16 protein-coding genes and 1 pseudogene are annotated in these 16,780 nt (G+C 63.2%); 8 read left to right on the forward strand and 9 right to left on the reverse strand.

Annotation, left to right across the window (positions count from 1 at the left end):
* Positions 1-7 precede the first annotated feature (7 nt).
* The 5 genes and pseudogenes from BJ928_RS39030 (at position 8) to BJ928_RS34105 (ending at position 3,366) form a co-directional block, all read left to right on the forward strand.
* Positions 8-457: a hypothetical protein gene (locus tag BJ928_RS39030; protein ID WP_183079495.1), complete on the forward strand. Its 450-nt coding sequence runs from the start codon at positions 8-10 to the stop codon at positions 455-457.
* Positions 454-558, forward strand: a complete 105-nt coding sequence (locus BJ928_RS39565; RefSeq protein WP_245432708.1) for a recombinase family protein — start codon at positions 454-456, stop codon at positions 556-558. The genes BJ928_RS39030 and BJ928_RS39565 overlap by 4 nt, the downstream gene beginning before the upstream one ends.
* Before the next feature lie 15 nt (positions 559-573).
* A pseudogene (locus BJ928_RS39855) lies at positions 574-1,296 on the forward strand (recombinase family protein); the annotation flags it as partial.
* Positions 1,297-1,353: 57 nt separating this feature from the next.
* A complete protein-coding gene (locus BJ928_RS34100) occupies positions 1,354-2,235 on the forward strand; it encodes a zinc ribbon domain-containing protein (protein ID WP_348628282.1) in 882 nt (293 codons plus the stop codon).
* 162 nt (positions 2,236-2,397) lie between these two features.
* Positions 2,398-3,366: a glutathione S-transferase C-terminal domain-containing protein gene (locus BJ928_RS34105; protein ID WP_047636348.1), complete on the forward strand. Its 969-nt coding sequence runs from the start codon at positions 2,398-2,400 to the stop codon at positions 3,364-3,366.
* Positions 3,367-3,393: 27 nt separating this feature from the next.
* On the opposite strand, the gene BJ928_RS34110 is transcribed toward BJ928_RS34105, so the two are convergent.
* Complete coding sequence (locus BJ928_RS34110) at positions 3,394-4,251, reverse strand: LysR family transcriptional regulator (protein ID WP_047636374.1); 858 nt, start codon at positions 4,249-4,251, stop codon at positions 3,394-3,396.
* Positions 4,252-4,385: 134 nt separating this feature from the next.
* On the opposite strand from BJ928_RS34110, the gene BJ928_RS34115 reads away from it, so the two are divergent.
* The 3 genes from BJ928_RS34115 to BJ928_RS34130 all read left to right on the forward strand — a co-directional run bounded on the left by BJ928_RS34115 (position 4,386) and on the right by BJ928_RS34130 (position 8,780).
* Complete coding sequence (locus BJ928_RS34115; protein WP_052227996.1) at positions 4,386-5,831, forward strand: MFS transporter; 1,446 nt, start codon at positions 4,386-4,388, stop codon at positions 5,829-5,831.
* An 88-nt stretch (positions 5,832-5,919) separates the two neighbouring features.
* The gene (locus BJ928_RS34120) at positions 5,920-7,395 is read left to right on the forward strand and encodes an MFS transporter (RefSeq protein ID WP_052227995.1); all 1,476 of its coding nucleotides are present in this window, start codon (positions 5,920-5,922) and stop codon (positions 7,393-7,395) included.
* A 455-nt stretch (positions 7,396-7,850) separates the two neighbouring features.
* Positions 7,851-8,780, forward strand: a complete 930-nt coding sequence (locus tag BJ928_RS34130; protein WP_047636346.1) for a LysR family transcriptional regulator — start codon at positions 7,851-7,853, stop codon at positions 8,778-8,780.
* Here the strand turns inward: BJ928_RS34130 and BJ928_RS34135 are convergent.
* Genes BJ928_RS34135 through trbE form a run of 8 tightly spaced genes read right to left on the reverse strand, consistent with a single transcriptional unit; the run spans position 8,744 to position 16,777 of the window.
* Positions 8,744-9,004, reverse strand: a complete 261-nt coding sequence (locus tag BJ928_RS34135) for a DUF2274 domain-containing protein (protein ID WP_047636345.1) — start codon at positions 9,002-9,004, stop codon at positions 8,744-8,746. The two genes, BJ928_RS34130 and BJ928_RS34135, sit on opposite strands and share 37 nt — an antisense overlap.
* Entirely contained in the window at positions 9,001-10,209 is a 1,209-nt protein-coding gene (locus BJ928_RS34140) for a TrbI/VirB10 family protein (RefSeq protein WP_047636344.1), read from the reverse strand. Before BJ928_RS34140 ends, BJ928_RS34135 begins: the two co-directional genes overlap by 4 nt.
* The gene (gene trbG, locus BJ928_RS34145; protein ID WP_047636342.1) at positions 10,206-11,279 is read right to left on the reverse strand and encodes a P-type conjugative transfer protein TrbG; all 1,074 of its coding nucleotides are present in this window, start codon (positions 11,277-11,279) and stop codon (positions 10,206-10,208) included. Before trbG ends, BJ928_RS34140 begins: the two co-directional genes overlap by 4 nt.
* Positions 11,276-11,959 carry a conjugal transfer protein TrbF gene (gene trbF, locus BJ928_RS34150; RefSeq protein ID WP_047636341.1) on the reverse strand — a complete coding sequence of 228 codons (684 nt, stop codon included), beginning with the start codon at positions 11,957-11,959 and terminating at the stop codon, positions 11,276-11,278. The genes trbG and trbF overlap by 4 nt, the downstream gene beginning before the upstream one ends.
* 3 nt (positions 11,960-11,962) lie before the next feature.
* Complete coding sequence (gene trbL, locus BJ928_RS34155; protein ID WP_047636340.1) at positions 11,963-13,276, reverse strand: P-type conjugative transfer protein TrbL; 1,314 nt, start codon at positions 13,274-13,276, stop codon at positions 11,963-11,965.
* Positions 13,273-13,593 carry a putative entry exclusion protein TrbK-alt gene (gene trbK-alt, locus BJ928_RS34160; protein ID WP_047636339.1) on the reverse strand — a complete coding sequence of 107 codons (321 nt, stop codon included), beginning with the start codon at positions 13,591-13,593 and terminating at the stop codon, positions 13,273-13,275. Before trbK-alt ends, trbL begins: the two co-directional genes overlap by 4 nt.
* Before the next feature lie 11 nt (positions 13,594-13,604).
* A complete protein-coding gene (trbJ, locus tag BJ928_RS34165) occupies positions 13,605-14,342 on the reverse strand; it encodes a P-type conjugative transfer protein TrbJ (RefSeq protein ID WP_047636338.1) in 738 nt (245 codons plus the stop codon).
* Positions 14,339-16,777 (reverse strand): conjugal transfer protein TrbE, encoded by a 2,439-nt coding sequence (gene trbE, locus BJ928_RS34170; RefSeq protein ID WP_047636337.1) that lies wholly within the window; start codon positions 16,775-16,777, stop codon positions 14,339-14,341. Before trbE ends, trbJ begins: the two co-directional genes overlap by 4 nt.
* Positions 16,778-16,780 lie beyond the last annotated feature (3 nt).

The following is a 16,780-nucleotide window of genomic DNA, read 5'->3' on the forward strand; positions in this document are numbered from 1 at the left end:
AAGGCTGATGGAATTGGTATCGGTCCCTGCAAATGAAGACGGTCCGTCCCACGGATTTGGGGTGCTGGCCATTGCCATCATGACAAGACGTCCCTCTTTCAAGGAAGGCGATGACAAAAATACTATTGCTACGATGGCCATCGACCCGCGCACCGCCGCTACGCTGTCCACCGCCTGCATCCGCTCCGGCGCGAAGCAAGCCATTGATTTAAAATACGTTTTTGCCTTGCCAACGAGCTGTCGCTTGGCATCATTGTCTCGAAGCGGGGTGTTCCGCGCGAGGACGTGGTCGCCGACGCGGCCCGCGAACCGGCTGTGCCTGCGTCCTCGAAGCCAGATCCTCGCCTCGTCAATCTGGTCCGTCTGCTGGCCCGGCAGGCCGCACGTGACTTCGTTCAAGCCGAAACAGACAGCCGGACGCGAGACCGCCTCCCGGAGTAAGGAGGTCGCCTCGTGAAGGTCGCGCTCTACGCCCGCTGCTCATCGGACAATCAGCGAGACGCCTCGATCGAGGATCAGTTGCGGCTCTGCCGCCTGCATGCCGAGAAGCAAGGCTGAACGGTCGTCGACAGCTATACCGACCGCGCGATCTCCGGTGCGTCGCTCCCGCGTCCCGGCATTCAAGAGCTGATCTGCGACGCGACGCGCGGCAAATTCGTCGTCGTGCTTGCGGAAGCGATGGATCGCCTGAGCCGCGATCAGGAAGACATCGCCGGACTGCTCAAGCGCATGGCTTTCGCCGGCGTGCGTATCGTCACGCTATCCGAAGGCGACGTGACGCATCTGCATGTCGGTCTCAAAGGCACGATGAACGCGCTCTTCCTGAAGGACCTGGCCGACAAGACACGCCGCGGGCTGCGCGGCCGCGTCGAGGACGGCAAGTCCGGTGGCGGGCTGTGCTTCGGCTACGACGTGGTGAAGCAGTTCGCGGCAAATGGCGAGCCGATCCGTGGCGATCGGACAATTAACGAGGCGGAAGCCGCCGTCGTGCGCCGTATCTTCGCGGACTACATTGCCGGCAAGTCGTCGCGCTCGATTGCCTTTGAGTTGAACAAGCAAGGCGTGCCAGGGCCGCAAGGCGCCGAGTGGGGACCGTCGACGATTCATGGCAATCCGAAGCGCGGCGTCGGCATCCTCAACAACGAACTCTATGTCGGCCGCCTCGTCTGGAACCGGCTTCGCTATCTGAAAGACCCGGACACGGGAAAGCGGGTCTCGCCTCTTAATCCTCAATCCGAGTGGGTGATTCAGGATGTGCCGGAGATGCGCATCGTTGATCAGGAAGTCTGGGATGCGGCGAAGGCACGCCAGCAGTCGCTCGCCTATGAGACGTCTGAGCCCGGCGAGAATGCGTTGAATGAACGGCGGCGCCCGAAGCACCTGTTCGCCGGCCTCGTGAAGTGCGGCTGCTGTGGCGGCGGCTATACGATGATCTCGAAAGATCTGCTCGGCTGTGCGACGTCGCGGAACAAAGGCACCTGCGACAACCGCCTGAATATCCGGCGAGACGCGCTGGAAGCCTCGGTGCTGAGCGGCTTGCGGACGCATCTCATGGAGCCCGAACTCTTTAAGGAATTCTGCGACGAGTTCACCCGCGAGGTGAACCGGCTGCGGATTGAGCGCAGCGCCGACATCATCAGTCAGCGCAAAGAGTTGGAGCGCGTCCAGCGGGACTTGGATAGAGCGATCCAAGCCATCCTGGATGGTGTGCCTGGCGCTCAGCTCAAGGACAAGATCGGTGGTCTTGAAGCTCGAAAGGCCGAATCGACAGAGCTGCTGGCAAACGCTGAGGAGCCACCGCCCCTTTTGCATCCGAACATGGCGGAGATCTACCGCCAGCGGATCGCGGCGGTCTATGAGAGCCTGCAGAGCGAGGACGGCAAGGCCGAGGCGGCTGAGGTGTTTCGGACGCTGGTCGATCAGGTAACGCTCGTGCCCGACGAGACCGAACTGGCGATTGTGCTGCGCGACGACCTGGCGGCGATCCTGCGGTTCGCCGCGAACAAGACAAACCCCGACGTCCTTTCGGAAGCCGGGGTTTTGGGTGCCTTGCTTTCACAAGAATCGTTGGTTGCGGGGAGGCGCAACACCCGATCCCGGCGAAATGGGTCTGAACATGCAAAAACCTCCGCGGCGGGGCCAGCGGAGGTTTCGCAAGAATCGTTGGTTGCGGGGGCTCGCAACACCCGATTCTTACGATTGGTCGAGAGAGCAGTTCCCAAGCTCGCCGCTTAGCACTCACGACCTAGAGTACGGCCATATCACTCTGATATCTCAGAAATAACAGTTGCCCAGCTTCAACATTGAACGCGAGCGAGCGACATTGTGCTTTGAAGTCAGTGCTGGCGGTAATCCAAATCGTCCGCGCTTGGCGCCGCTCTAAGTGATGGAAGTTCCATGAAGCTCATGATCGATGGCATCTGGCGAGGTGATATCGCCCCCCCTGCGGAATTGGCGGCCAAACGCATGATCCATGACGGAAGTTTTCGCTACAGGATCACCAACGATGGTTCATCGGCGTTTCCGGCGGAGCCGGGCCGCTATCACCTCTTTGTCTCCTATGCCTGTCCCTTCGCCCATCGCACCCTAATCGTGCGAGCGCTGAAACGGCTTGATGACATCGTGCCCGTGTCCATCCTGCATCCGATCTGGGACACGCCCGACGGTTGGGCATTCGGTGATACCCAGCTTTCGACGCCGGGCGGCGCAGGCAGCGGTTTCCGCTTCCTCCACGAAGCCTACCGGGCAGCCAATCCCGCCTTCACTGGAAAGATCACCGTTCCTGTTCTGTGGGACGAACGCACGCGACAGATCGTCAACAATGAGTCCATCGAGATCGCGGAGATGCTGAACGATGGGTTCGACGCGGCCAGCGCTGACCAAACGGTCGATCTCTATCCATCAGTGCTCCGGCGCGCGATCGACACTATGAATGCGCGGATCGCGCAGAGTCTGTCCAGAGGCGTCTACGCGGTCGGACAGGCCAGGAACCAGATCGAATATAATGCGACCATGAATGAACTTTTCGGCTTTCTCGACGAGATCGAAACGCTTCTTGCTGACGGTCGAGCATTTCTCTTCGGAGACCAGCCGACCCTTGCGGATGTGCTGATCTTCACGCCGCTCGTTCGCTTCGACGGCGTCTACAATCCGCTGTTTCGCGCCAGCCGAAAGCGCCTTGTCGATTATCGCTACCTCGCCGAACTCACCCAGCGCATCTACGACCTGCCGGGTGTTGCCGGCACAGTGCGGTTCGATCACATCCTGACGCATTACTATGATGGCGATTGGGCCGTCGCCACCCGACGCGGCATCGCACCGGAGCCGCCGATGATCGATTTCCGCAATGTCGGCGCTTGCGGCTGAGAGCGACGATCTATTCGAGATCAACGTTCACGAAGACGGCGCGCGGTGTTCGCGAAAGGCAGCGGCCAGTGTTCGCAAGGCGCCGCGTGAACGTGCGTCCGACAAACTGGAGTGAAGCACGATCTCGGATGAAGGAAGCGCGGGAAGTCCGAGCCGTTCTCCAACCTCGACAATGCCGACCGGCACGACACGATGCGCCAGCGCGGCAACCGCGAGACCGGCCGACACGGCGGCGATGACAGCCGTCATGCCGCCGCCCATGAAGACCTCGATCCAATTCACGCCGGCGGAGTCAAGAGTTCGGGTGGCGATATTGCGGACACCGCATGAGGCCGCCAGCGACGCCAGCCGAAGCGCTTCGCCCTCGCGATGCACGAAGCCCGGTGATGCAAACCAGCCGAAGCGCTCCTGCGCCAGAACCTCGCCATCGCGGCGATCGTCCTCGCGGCGAACGATCGTCGCATCGAGCACACCGCGATCGAAGGAATCCAGCAGGTTGCGTGACGCCTCGATCTGCACCTCGATCAACAAAGCGGGGTCGTAGGCATGCAAGCGGGCCAACAGGATGGGGAGTTCGGGGCCAGCCACCTGATCGGCGATGCCGAGGGTGAAGCGGCGCGGCGCCGAAGCGAGGCCGGCGACGGCGCGCTCATGCGCCGCGATGAATTCGCGCGCGACGCCCAGGAAGGCAGCGCCACGCGCCGACAGGCGCACCAGCCGCGGAGTCCGCTCGATCAGCTTTTCGCCCAGCCGATCCTCCAGCCGCTTCAGCTTCACGCTGATTGCAGCCTGGGACGTATCAAGCGCCTCGGCCGCGCGGGTGAAGCTCTGAAAATCAGCCACCAGAACGAACGCCTGCACGGCATCGACATCCAGGCTCGCCATGACAATCATACCAAAATGTTATCTCTAATATAGATAAACATCCTATTATCGTATGGTCAAGCTCTCCCTATGTTGGTCATCACACAATGTGGGGATCGGATCGGCGCTATCGCGCGATCGATCGGAGGGAATTGATGACGACGCAAACCGACGACCGTGCAGATCAGACGATCCCTGCCGCCGAGATTGATATGCGCGGGTGGTTCGCCCTGCCGGTCCTGCTCGCGGGCGCGTTCCTGCCGCCGCTCGACTTCACCATCGTCAATCTGGCGCTGCCGGCGATCCGGCAGGATCTCGGCGCGACGTCGAGCGATGTGCAGTTCGTGATCTCCGCCTATGCCGCCACCTACGCCGTGTTTCTCATCACGGGCGGACGCCTCGGCGATCTCTACGGACGCAAGCGCATGTTCCTGACCGGCGTTGCGGGTTTCACCTTCGCTTCGGCGCTCTGCGGCGCAGCCTGGTCGCCGGCCGCCCTGATCGCAGGTCGTATCCTGCAGGGCGTCATGGCGACAGTCATGGCGCCGCAGGTGTTGGCGTCGATCCGCGTGCTGTTTCCCGGCGCGGCGCAAGGACGGGCGCTCGCATTCTACGGCGCCACATTTGGCCTGGCCAATCTCTGCGGTCAGGTTCTCGGCGGCGTTCTGGTCTCGTCGCATCCCTTCGGTCTTGCCTGGCAGGCGATCTTCTTCGTCAATATTCCGATCGGGCTCGCGACCCTGCTTGGCGGGATGGCCTTCCTGCGTGACTCGCGGTCGGAGCATGCGCAAAGCCTCGATGCCGGCGGTGTCGTTCTGTTGTCGCTGACTCTGGGCCTGTTGATCTATCCGTTGATTGAGGGCCGCGAGATGGGTTGGCCATGGTGGGTCGTGGTCATGCTCGTGACCTCGCCAATCGCGCTGGCAATCTTCGTCCTGTTCGAGCGGCAGCTGGCAAAGCGCGGTGGTTCGCCGCTGGTGGAGTTGGCGCTGTTCCGGGACAAGCGCTTCGCCACGGGCATCGTCATGGCGCTCGCCTTCTACATGCAGAACGCCTTCTTCCTGACCTTCTCCGTCTTTCTGCAAAGCGGGCTCGGCATGACGCCGATGCAAGCCGGTGTCGCGACGCTGCCCTATGTCAGTGGAAGCTTCGTCGCCTCGCTGGCATCGTCTTATCTCATGCAGCGCCTTGGCTCCTACGCGTTGACGCTCGGCTTTGCCCTTCAGGCGTTCGGTTTCCTCATCATGGCGTTGGCGGTCGAGCGGGTGCTGCCCGGGGGTCTGGACTTCGGACTCGTGACCGCGGGAATGGGCTTCGGCATTATCATGCCCTCCGTCATCAAGGCGGTCATCGGCAGCGTCGAGTCCCGACACGCCGGACTGGCGTCAGGCGTCGTCATCTCCGCCCTGCAAATCGGCTCCGCGATCGGCATCGCGATCATCGGCGGCGTGTTCTACAGCGCGCTCGGAGACGGGCAAACCAGCCAGGCCTATCCGTTTGCCTTCTCACTCGCGCTCGGCTGCATCGTGGCGGTGCTGGTGCTCGGCGGCGCCCTTTCCGTCTCGGTGGCCAGAGATCCCGCGCCATCCGCCAACCCGTGATGACAACCCGCGAATCCCACACATCCCATTTAGTACGAACAGAACGTCCGCGCGAAAACAGCGGCGCGGCAGCGATCAGGAGCAAGCCATGAGCGCAGAGGCCGGAGCATTGGCGAAGGAAAGCATCCTGCAGGCAGAAGGCGATCCGCGGCGATGGTTCGCCCTGCCCATCCTTCTGACCGGCGCATTCCTGCCCGTGCTTGATTTCAACGTCGTCAATCTGGCACTGCCGGCCATTCGTCAGAATCTAGGTGCAACCTCGAGCGACCTGCAATTCGTCATCTCCGCCTACGCAGCAACCTATGCAGTCTTCCTCATCACCGGCGGCCGGCTCGGTGATTGGCTCGGCCGCAAGCAGATGTTCATGCTGGGTGTCGCGGGCTTCACCATCGCGTCCGTGCTGTGCGGAACGGCGTGGTCGCCCGCCATGCTCATTGCCGGCCGCATCCTGCAAGGCCTGACCGCAACCGTGATGGCGCCGCAGGTTCTGGCCTCGATCCGCATCCTGTTCCCCGCATCCGAACAGGGAAAGGCGCTGGGTCTTTACGGAGCCACCTTCGGCCTCGCCAATATCGCGGGCCAGATCCTCGGCGGCGTGCTGGTGTCATCGCATCCGTTCGGATTCACCTGGCAGGCGATCTTTCTCATCAACGTGCCGATCGGTCTCATCGCCGTCGTTGGCAGCTTGCTCTTTCTCAACGATTCACGCGCCGATCACGCCCAGAAGCTCGATATCGGCGGTGTCGTGCTGCTTTCGGTGACGCTGGGCCTTCTGGTCTATCCGCTGGTCGAAGGTCGTGAGACAGGCTGGCCGCGATGGATCGTCGCCATGCTTGTGATCTCGCCTGTCGTCCTGATCGCCTTTATTCGATTTGAACGTCGGCTGACTGCACAAGGAGGCGCACCGCTCGTTGATTTCTCGCTTTTCCGAGAGCCCGGATTCGCGATCGGCATCGCGATGGCGCTCGTCTTCTACATGCTCTCGTCCTTCTACCTGACCTTCTCGGTCTATTTGCAGGGTGGTCTTCATCTGACGCCGCTTGACGCCGGTCTGCGGACACTGCCGTTCGCGTTTGGCTATTTCGCGTCCTCGTTCGCCTCCGCCGGCATCATGCAGCGCCTCGGGCCGCGCGCCCTGACGCTGGGTTTCATCATTCAGATCATCGGTTTCAGCACGGTGATCCTCTCGGTCTTCGGCGTTACACCGGGATATATCGAAATCGCGCTTCTGGTGGCGGGTCTCGGATATGGCATTGTGGTCCCCTCCGTGATCAAGGCTGTGATCAGCGGCGTCGATCAACGTCACGCCGGGCTCGCATCGGGCATGGTCATTTCGACCTTCCAAATCGGTGCGGCTCTCGGCGTTGCCATCGTCGGCGGTGTCTTCTTTACCGTACTCGGAAGCGGGCAGGACCTCGCCGCCCATGTGCACGCATTCGCTATCGCACTCGGCTGTAACGTTGCACTTCTCGTTCTGGGTGGTGTCCTTTCGCTGTGGCTGCCTGACAACAAACGCACAACAACTCGCCGGCCAGCACGATCGCGCTCGCCTTCTGAGCGCTAACCCGACCTGACACCCGAAATCCAAACGCCAGAAATCTCGGCCTGACCGATGCGACAGGAAGATAGAGCCATCTCCGAAACATCTAGCGCGACCCCACAATCACAGCCGGCTGTTTCCGCTGTTCAGCAGTGGATGGCGGTGGTTGGGCATCGCGACATTCACCATCGTCGCGACCACATTCGCCCCCACCCGTCTGCTGTCGTCGATCGCCACCGATCTGGGCCGCAGTCCCGCCACGGTCGGACTCATTGTGACCAATCTATGCCTGGCTCGGCGCAGGCAGCGCTCTGGGGTCTGCCGTGCTGCCTAGTCACTTCCCCGCAAACCCTTGCTGGTTGGATTGATGCTGGTGCTGGCGTGCGTCATGATGCGTGACTTCCATCATCACCTGATCCAACCGAGCGTGCAGGAGTTTCCAAAGCCGCTTCGGCCGTCCCTGCCACGATAGGCTCGTGATGGACGCTGTAGTAGCTATAGAGCTTCGGGATTTAAGGTGGGCGCTCGTTGCTGCTCGACACCGAAGCCTGAGGCAGGCTGCAGAGACCTTGAACGTCCGCCAATCGACCCTCAGCCGCCGGCTGCGCGACCTGGAATATCGTCTGGGCGCCATCCTGTTCGAACGGACCAACGGCGGCACACGGCCAACTATCGCGGGACAGGAATTCCTCGAGACCGCGCGCCGCATTATCGAAGAGACCGACACCGCCTTCGCCAGGCTGAAGACCAGATGCCAGGGCGAAAATGGTCGGTTGAAGATCGGGATTTATGCCTCGCTCTCCACGGGCAATCTGCGTGCCACGCTGGCGGAGCATCACCGTCTCTTTCCTGATGTGGATGTGCATACGGTCGGCGGCGGGCACGAAAGACTACTGGGCGACGTGGCTGCCAACGCCATTGACGTCGCCATCATGACCGCATGCTGTCCAGGCTGGGATGACCGAAAACTGGCCTTGTGGAGCGAACGGGTCATCGTCGCCATGCCGGCCCAGCACCCGATCGGCGACCAAGGCGTGGTTCATTGGCCCGAGCTTTCGAATGAGCGGATATTGCTACCGCACCGCGGCCCCGGTCCTGAACTTGAACATTTGCTGACAACCAAGCTTCATTACTTCGGCGCTCAGCGGATCCTGTATCAGGATGTCTGCCTAGATCGGTTGCTCAGCCTCGTGAGCACCGGATACGGCATCTTGCTCGTCCTCGAAGGAGCGACGGGCGCACGCTACGATAATGTCGTCTACCGCGAGGTCCATGACGATGATGGACCGACCCGCCTCAACTTCACGGCTTATTGGCGACAGGCGAACAGCAATCCAACCCTCGTGCCATTCCTCGACCTCCTCCGCGAACGCTATCCGGACCTCTCGGTCGACCCTGCCGGAGGCTGAACGCCGAACCCACGTCGCGCTTTTGCAAAGGCTCGATCAGTTGCCATGAAGCGCTCGATCATCGGCACAATCAACTTGGCAGGCTCGATCGGGAGCGCCGCACCCCCGCTATGCGCAAGAATCTCGGCGTAGCTCCGCAAATCCCGAAAGATTGCCGCCGGTACTTCAACGGTGAGTTTCACCGGCTTCTCGTCGGCGAGCGGTCCGAGTTTCAACTTAGTCATGGCGTTTCTCCCCTTCCATAAGGCGTCAACACCAGATCGCGCGTAACAATAACCCGCACAGGAAAGCCCGGCCGGATAGTGAGGGTCGGCTGGATATTGAGCTGACGCTGGACGATCTGCTGCCCCGTCTGGCTGATGCTATTTGACGCGCCACTGCGAATTGCCTGCACCAGATTGTTTTCGTCCTGACTCGTGCCGGCCTCCGCGCCAACGCTCAGCAGAGTCGAGAGGACGGCAGCCTTGAACAACATGCCCCAATGGTTGTCGACCTCGTCCTCGAGCCCGGCATAACCGCCGGTATCTGCGCCTGGCTGGCGCTCCAGCACGATCGAAGCGCCGTCCGGCATGATGAGACGTGTCCAGACCAGCAATAGACGAGACTGCCCGAAGGCAACCGAGCTGTCGTATTGGCCTATCAGCTTCGCCCCCTGCGGAATAAGCAAATATCGGCCGGTCGGCGAATCATAGACCGCCTCCGTCACTTGGGCGGTGATTTGACCCGGAAGGTCGGAACGAATGCCGGTGATGAGCGCGGCGGGGATAACAGTGCCCGCTTGCACGACATAGGGCGAGGCCTTGGCCTGGAGCCGGTCCGGACTCACCGTTCGCTTGTCCGTCGCCACATTGAGAAACGCGCTTTTCCGATCCTGCATGTTCTGCGCCGACCCGGCATCGACCGGCGGTGTGGGATTTGCGGCGGCATCCGTTCCCGCCGTGACGGGCTGCACGACAGGTGCAACGCCCTGGGGCTGTTGGCCAGTCTGGGCGAACAGCCGGCTGACACGCGCGGCTTCCTTCTCCTGCGCCAGACGCTGGACTTCGGGATCGGGCGTCGTCGCCGGCGCCACGGTGTTGGGCGCCGCCCCGGCGTTGAGGATGGGCCGGCCGAGATCGCCGGGCAGTGGCGGCCCCAAGGGCGGAACCTGGCGCGGCAAGCCGGTATAGTCCTTCGGCAGGCCGGCGAGTCCGTCGGCCGAGGGACGGTTCTGAGTGCTGAGCAATTCCTGCCCTGCCCCGCCCCTGTTTCTGGTTTGGAACGCATAGCCAAGCGCGCCCGCGATAGCGAGCGCGGAGACCCCGGCCAGCGCGATCAAGACCCGGCGCGACAGGCGGGTCACGCGCGGTTTCTCGCCGCGGAGCCGCAGGTCCGGCGGCACAACTGGCGTGGACGCCTCGTCCTTTTCCTGGTTGGGCTCCTCCGTCATGACCGCGGCCTTCCATCGGTGCGGACGATACGGACGCGCCGCTCGCTGTCCTTGTCGCCGAGACGCAGTTCGGCGGCGCCAAACAGGCGATCGACAATGTAATAGTTGCGGCTGACGCGGTAGTTCACCAGCTCGGAGCCACCGGCGAGTCCAATGACGAACAGCGGCGGCATCTCGCCCTGACGGATGCCGGACGGGAATTCGATGTAGACTTTCGATCCGTCGTCGAAGGCACGCAGCGGTCGCCAGGCCGGATTGTCGCCCTGGATCGCATAGCGGAAATTGATCGCAGCGAGATCGATGCCGGCGGCGATCGGGGCCGCCGCCTGCGCTTCCTGGTTCTGCCGACGCAACGCGATGAGCTGATCTTCCGGATATTGCCAGGAAACCGAGGCCATGTAGGTCTTCTCTGTGGAGCGTAGTTCGAGAAGATAGGTGCGGCGATCAGTGTTGATGATCAGGTTCGTCACCAGTTCCGCCCGGGTTGGCTTGACCAGGATGTGAATCTTTTTCGTCGCCCCCGCCCCGCTCTCGGTATCGCCGATGATCCAGCGCACGGTGTCGCCCGCGGCGACAGGACCGGAGCCGACAAGCTGTTCGCCTTCCTGCAGGGCGACGTCGGTGATCTCGCCAGGTGCCGTATAGACTTGATAGAGCGCACCGCCGGTGAAGGGATAGACCTGCACGGCGTTGATGAAGCCAGCCCGCACCGGCTGGATGCGCGCGGCGGCATTGGCCTGGTCGACGCGGACATGCGGATCGGCAACCTCTGGCGACGGTTTGCCACTCGGCAGCGGCTTCAACTGGCCGGGGAGTGGCAGCGGCTTCGGCAGCTCGACGATCTTGACCGGTGCGGGCGGATCGGCGGTGAGCGTCGCGGGCTCAGCGCTGTCATAGTTGATGTCGGGTGGAATGAAGTTATGCGCGCAGCCGCCGAGTGCGGTGACGGACATCAGTAGAACCGCTAATCCTCTTTTACGGAAAAACGCATGTCCGCCTTTGCGGGGCCGCTGCTTTACGAGAGTGCGTGAAGCCGGACCGCCGGCTTCGAAAGAAATCGGCGGGGTCATTGTCCCAACTCCTTCGACCAATTGATGGCGTTGACGTAGATGCCAAGCGGGTTCTTGCGCAGCCGGTCGGCATCGGTGGGCGGCTGGATCGCGACCGTGAGAATGGCGGTCCAGCGGGTGGTGTCAGCGAGCGCGCCGTCCTGATAGCGCCGCTCGACCCACGCGACGCGGAACGAATCCCGCGAGGCACGGATCACGCTGGAAACGTCGAGGGCGATCTGCTGCTTGCCGAGCTTGCCGAACGGATCGTTGGCGCGCGCATAGTCGTTCAGTGCCGCCGCTCCCGTCGTCGTCGTGAAGTCATAGGCTTGCAGCCAGTTCTGCCGGACAATGACGGGATCGGCCGGCAGCGAGCGGACCATCTCGATGAAACGGGCGAGATACCAGGCAATCTGTGGATCCGAGGGCGTGTAGTCGGCCGTCGCAGGGGCGGTCGCCTGCGCCTCGCCCAACTTGTCAACCTGCACCACCCACGGGACCACTGTGCCGTGGGTCGATTGCCAGACGAGACCACCGGCCAGCCCCATCGACAGAGCGAGCGACCCGAAGGCCATCAGACGCCAATTCTTCGCCTGCACACGGGCCGAGCCGATGCGCTCATCCCAGGCTTGAGCGGCTTTTTGATAGGGTGTTTCGGGCTCGGGGGTGCGCCCATAGCGCACCGTGGGTCGGCAGAACATGGGCTACTCCCTTTCGGATAGATCGACGGAATGGCCGCCGCCACGGGCGTCACCCGATTTGATGGCGTCGGCGGCGGTTGAAGCGCCGCGCTTCATGCGCTGCGCCCAGGCTGGCGAGGACGACGGATTAGCGTTGCCAGCAGCAGCCGTATCGGATTTGGCAGAAGCGCCCGCGTCACCACCGGCAGATTGGGCACCTGATTGATAGCTTTCGCTCAGGCTGCTGGCTGCACGCGAGGCAGCACGTTTGAACGGCGCTGTCGCGGCTCCGCCAGCGGCACGGCCGACGCCACCAAGCCCGGAAGCGACGCCGGCCGCGCCCGATTGTCCGGCCGAGCCGAGGCTATAGGCGGAGGACGCCGCACCAGCGCCAAAGGAGGCTCCTCGCGCCGCTGCGGCCCCGCCGGACAGAGCCGCGGCTCCGCCCCTGGCGGCCATTCCAGCGCCGGCGGCGCCGGCCATGGCGACGCCGGCAACCGCGAGGCCGGTGCCGGCAGCGGCGCCCGCACCAAGTTGTGGAGCGCCCGAGACGAGACCTGTTGCAATACCGGGGCCGAAGATACCAAGGCCAAGCATGGCGAGCGCCGCGAGCACCACGGACAGCGCCTGCTCGATGGTCGGCTGGCCGCCGGCGTAGGTCTGCGTGAACTGCGAGAAGAGCCCGGTGCCGATCCCGACGATGACCGCAAGCACCATCACCTTTATGCCGGACGCGACGATGTTGCCGAGCACCTTCTCGGCCAGGAACGCTGTCTTGTTGAAGAGCGCGAAAGGAATAAGGATGAAGCCGGCGAGCGTCGTCAGCTTGAACTCGATCAAGGTGACGAAGAGCTGGACCGCCAAAATGAAGAAGGCGATCAGCACCAGAATCCACGACACCATCAACACGGCGATCTGAATGGCGTTGGTGAAGATCGCGACAGGCCCGACCATCTGGTTCGCCGCATCGAGCAGCGGCTGACCGGCATCGAGCCCGACCTGGGCGAGCCGACCGGGCCTCAGGAAATCAGCGGTCGAGATCGAGGAGCCACCGGCTTTCAGACCGAGGCCGGCGAAGCTGTTGAAGACGATGCCGGAGAGGTTGTTGAAGTTGGTGATGATGAAAGCGAAGAAGCCGATATAGAGCGTCTTCTTCACCAGACGCTGGATGACATCCTCATCGGCGCCCCAGGCCCAGAACAGGCCAGCCAGGGTGATGTCGATGACGATCAGGGTCGAGGACAGATAGGTGACATCGCCCTTGATCAGGCCGAAGCCGGAATCGATGTAGGTCGTGAAGGTGTTGAGGAAGGTATCGATGACGCCGACATTGTTCATCGCCGGTCTCCCCCTGCCGAGTTCGTTGCTGTGGGGTTGGCCGGCGCGGCCATTGGCGGCAACGGCCGCGCCGGCCTGCCGAAGAACCGGCGGCGGTTCTCCTCCCAGACCGCCTGGCAATGTGGATCTTCGGCATCCTGTTGGCCGAGCGAGCTGCACCGGCGCAGCTCGGCCGAGAGATCATCGGGAGCGGATGCCAGCGGGGCGTCCGGTACGGCCGACGGCGTGGACCGCCGGTTGATCGCCGCGAGTGTCGCGATGAAGACACCGATCAAGGCGACGATCGCCAGTGCACGGAAGATGTCGGACCGCCCCATCGTCCCAAGCCTCAATTACCGTGGAACATGGTGACGTTGCCGGGCTGATAGCCGGAGCGCGTCGAGAAGATCTTGTATTGCTGCTGGCCCTGCGATTCCGTTGCGGCATCGCGCGCCTGTTGCAGCGCATCGGCTCGCCCCTTGGCGGCGAGTACAGCCACGAGATCAGAGAGCTGCTGCGATTGTAGTGCCAGAAGCTGATTGCCGGCCTGAGCGGCCTGCAATGCACCGGTTGCCGACTGGCTGGCCGTCACCAGCGACGACATGGCGGAACTGTTGGTGCCGATATTGCCGACAACACCGGCCTGCACCTTCAAGCTGTCCTCGAAGGCGCCCACCGAGTTCTGCCAACGCGTCTGCGCCAGCGCGAACAACGAGGCGTTCGATCCCGACGTTGGCGCGGCGCCATAGGTGCTCGAATAAGCTGTCTGAATCTGCTGGACGTTGAAGGCGACGTTCTGCGCCTGGCTGAGCAACGATTGCGTCTGGGCGATGGACGATTGAAGCTGGGTCAGCGTCGACATCGGCAGATTGGCAAGGTTGCGCGCCTGGTTGACCAGCGACGTCGCCTGATTGGTCAACATCTGGATCTGATTATTGATCTGTTGCAGTTCGCGCGCGGCGGTGAGCACGTTCTGGCTGAAGTTGGTCGGGTCGTAGACGATCCACTGCGCAGAGGCCGGTGGAACAGCAATCGCAAGCGTCAGTGCGACGGTGCTCACCGCCGCGAGATGGCGAAGCTTGATCATGACGGTGTCTCCAGATTGGTGAGGTCGGGAATGAGGTCGGCCGCCCAGAGCAACTCGCGGTCGGCGAGCCAAGCGGGCGTGAAGGCGTCGCGGCCATGTTCGGCGAGCACACGCTCAATGGCGGCGTGATCGGTTTTCGAGGAAGCGGCACAGAAGGCGAGCGCGACGGGGCCGAGTCCCAGCTCGAACAGGCGGTTGCCGCGCCGTGACTGGCAGTAATAATCGCGCTTGGGTGTCGCCCGCGTGAGGATTTCAATCTGGCGGTCGTTCAAGCCGAACCGGCGATAGATGCCGGTGATCTGCGGCTCGATGGCGCGCTCGTTCGGCAGGAAGACGCGGGTCGGGCAGCTCTCGACGATCGCCGGCGCGATCGAGCTGCCGTCGATGTCCGAGAGCGATTGCGTGGCGAAGACGACGCTGGCGTTCTTTTTCCGCAGCGTCTTCAGCCATTCGCGGAGTTGCTGCGCGAATGCCGGATCGTCGAGGACGAGCCACCCCTCATCGATGATCAGCAAGGTCGGGCGGCCGTCGAGCCGGCCTTCGATGCGGTGGAACAGGTAGGTGAGCACGGCGGGCGCCGCGCCAGCGCCAATCAGACCCTCCGTCTCGAAGGCCTGGACGGACGCGGAGCCCAAATGCTCGGCCTCGGCGTCGAGCAGCCGGCCGAAGGAACCGCCGACGCAATAGGGTTGCAACGCCTGCTTCAGCGCGGTGGATTGCAGCAGAACCGCGAGCCCGGTGATCGTCCGTTCCTGAACGGGCGACGAAGCAAGCGAGGTCAGTGCCGACCAGATGTGCTCCTTGACGGTCGGATCAATCGTGACGCCTTCCTTGGCGAGGATCGCCGCCACCCATTCGGCGGCCCAGGCGCGCTCGGCCGCGTCATCGATGCGCGCCAGCGGCTGGAGCGACACGCTGTCCTCCGATCCTGCCGACAGGCTACCGCCGAGATCATGCCAGTCGCCGCCCATCGCGAGCGCCGCGGTCCTGATCGAGCCGCCGAAGTCGAATGCGAAGATCTGGCTGCCCTGGTAGCGCCGGAACTGCATCGCCATCAGCGAGAGCAGCACCGACTTGCCGGCGCCGGTCGGGCCGACGATCAGCGTATGGCCGACATCGCCGACATGAAGAGAGAAGCGGAACGGCGTCGATCCCTCGGTCTTGCCGAGGAACAGTGGGGGCGCCTGGAAATGCTCGTCCCGCGCCGGACCGGCCCAGACCGCCGAGAGCGGGATCATGTGGGCCAGGTTCAGCGTCGAGACCGGCGGCTGCCGGACGTTGGCATAGGCGTGCCCGGGCAACGAGCCGAGCCATGCTTCCAGCGCGTTTACCCCTTCCGGCATACAGGTGAAGTCGCGGCCCTGAATGACCTTCTCGACCAGGCGCAGCTTCTCGGCCGCGATACCCGCATCCTTGTCCCAGACCGTGATGGTGGCGGTGACATAGGCCTGGCCGACATCGTCGGAACCCAGTTCCTGTAGCGCCATGTCTGCGTCGGCTGCTTTGTTGGCGGCGTCGGAATCCACGAGGGTCGAGGCCTCGTTGGTCATCACCTCCTTGACGATGGCGCCGATCGACTTCCGCTTGGCGAACCATTGGCGCCGGATCTTGGTGAGCAGCTTCACGGCTTCCGTCTTGTCGAGCAGGATGGCGCGGGTCGACCAGCGATAGGGAAAAGCGAGCCGGTTCAGCTCGTCGAGAATGCCGGGATGGGTCGTCGTCGGAAAACCGACGACGGTGAGCGTGCGCAGATGGGACCGTCCCAACTGCGGCTCCAGCCCACCGGTTAGAGGCTCGTCGACCAGCAGCGCGTCGAGATGCATCGGCGTCTCGGGGACGCGGACACGCTGCTGGCGTGTCGAAATTGTGGAATGGAGATAGGTCAGCGTCTCGCCATCATCGAGCCAGCCGACCTCGGGCATGAAACCCTCGACCAGTTGCAACACCCGGTCGGTGCGATCGACGAAGCCGCGCAGCAACTCCCACGGATCGACGCCGGTCTGCGCGCGGCCCTCATAGAGCCAACCTTCTATGCGCGAGGCGTCCTCGGCCGGCGGCAGCCAGACGAAGGTCAGGAAATAGCGGCTCTCGAAATGTGCACCGGCTTCTTCGAATGCATCCTGCCGTTCAAGATCGACCAGCGCCGACGCCGCATCCGGAAAGCTGCTATGCGGATAGGTCTGTGCCGCGACGCGCTGCGCCTCGACGAAGATCGCCCATCCCGAACCGAGGCGGCGCAGTGCATTGTTGAGCCGCGCGGTGACGCCGACCAGCTCGGCCGGTGTGGAGCTATCGAGATCCGGCCCACGAAACCGCGCCGTGCGCTGGAAGCTGCCGTCCTTGTTGAGAACGACGCCCTCGGCGACCAACGCGGCCCAGGGCAAGAAGTCGGCGAGGCCGGCGGGACGGTTGCGATATTCGGCGAGGTTCAGCATGGG

Source organism: Rhizobium sp. WW_1, assembly GCF_003610155.1.
Lineage (GTDB): Bacteria > Pseudomonadota > Alphaproteobacteria > Rhizobiales > Rhizobiaceae > Rhizobium > Rhizobium tropici_A.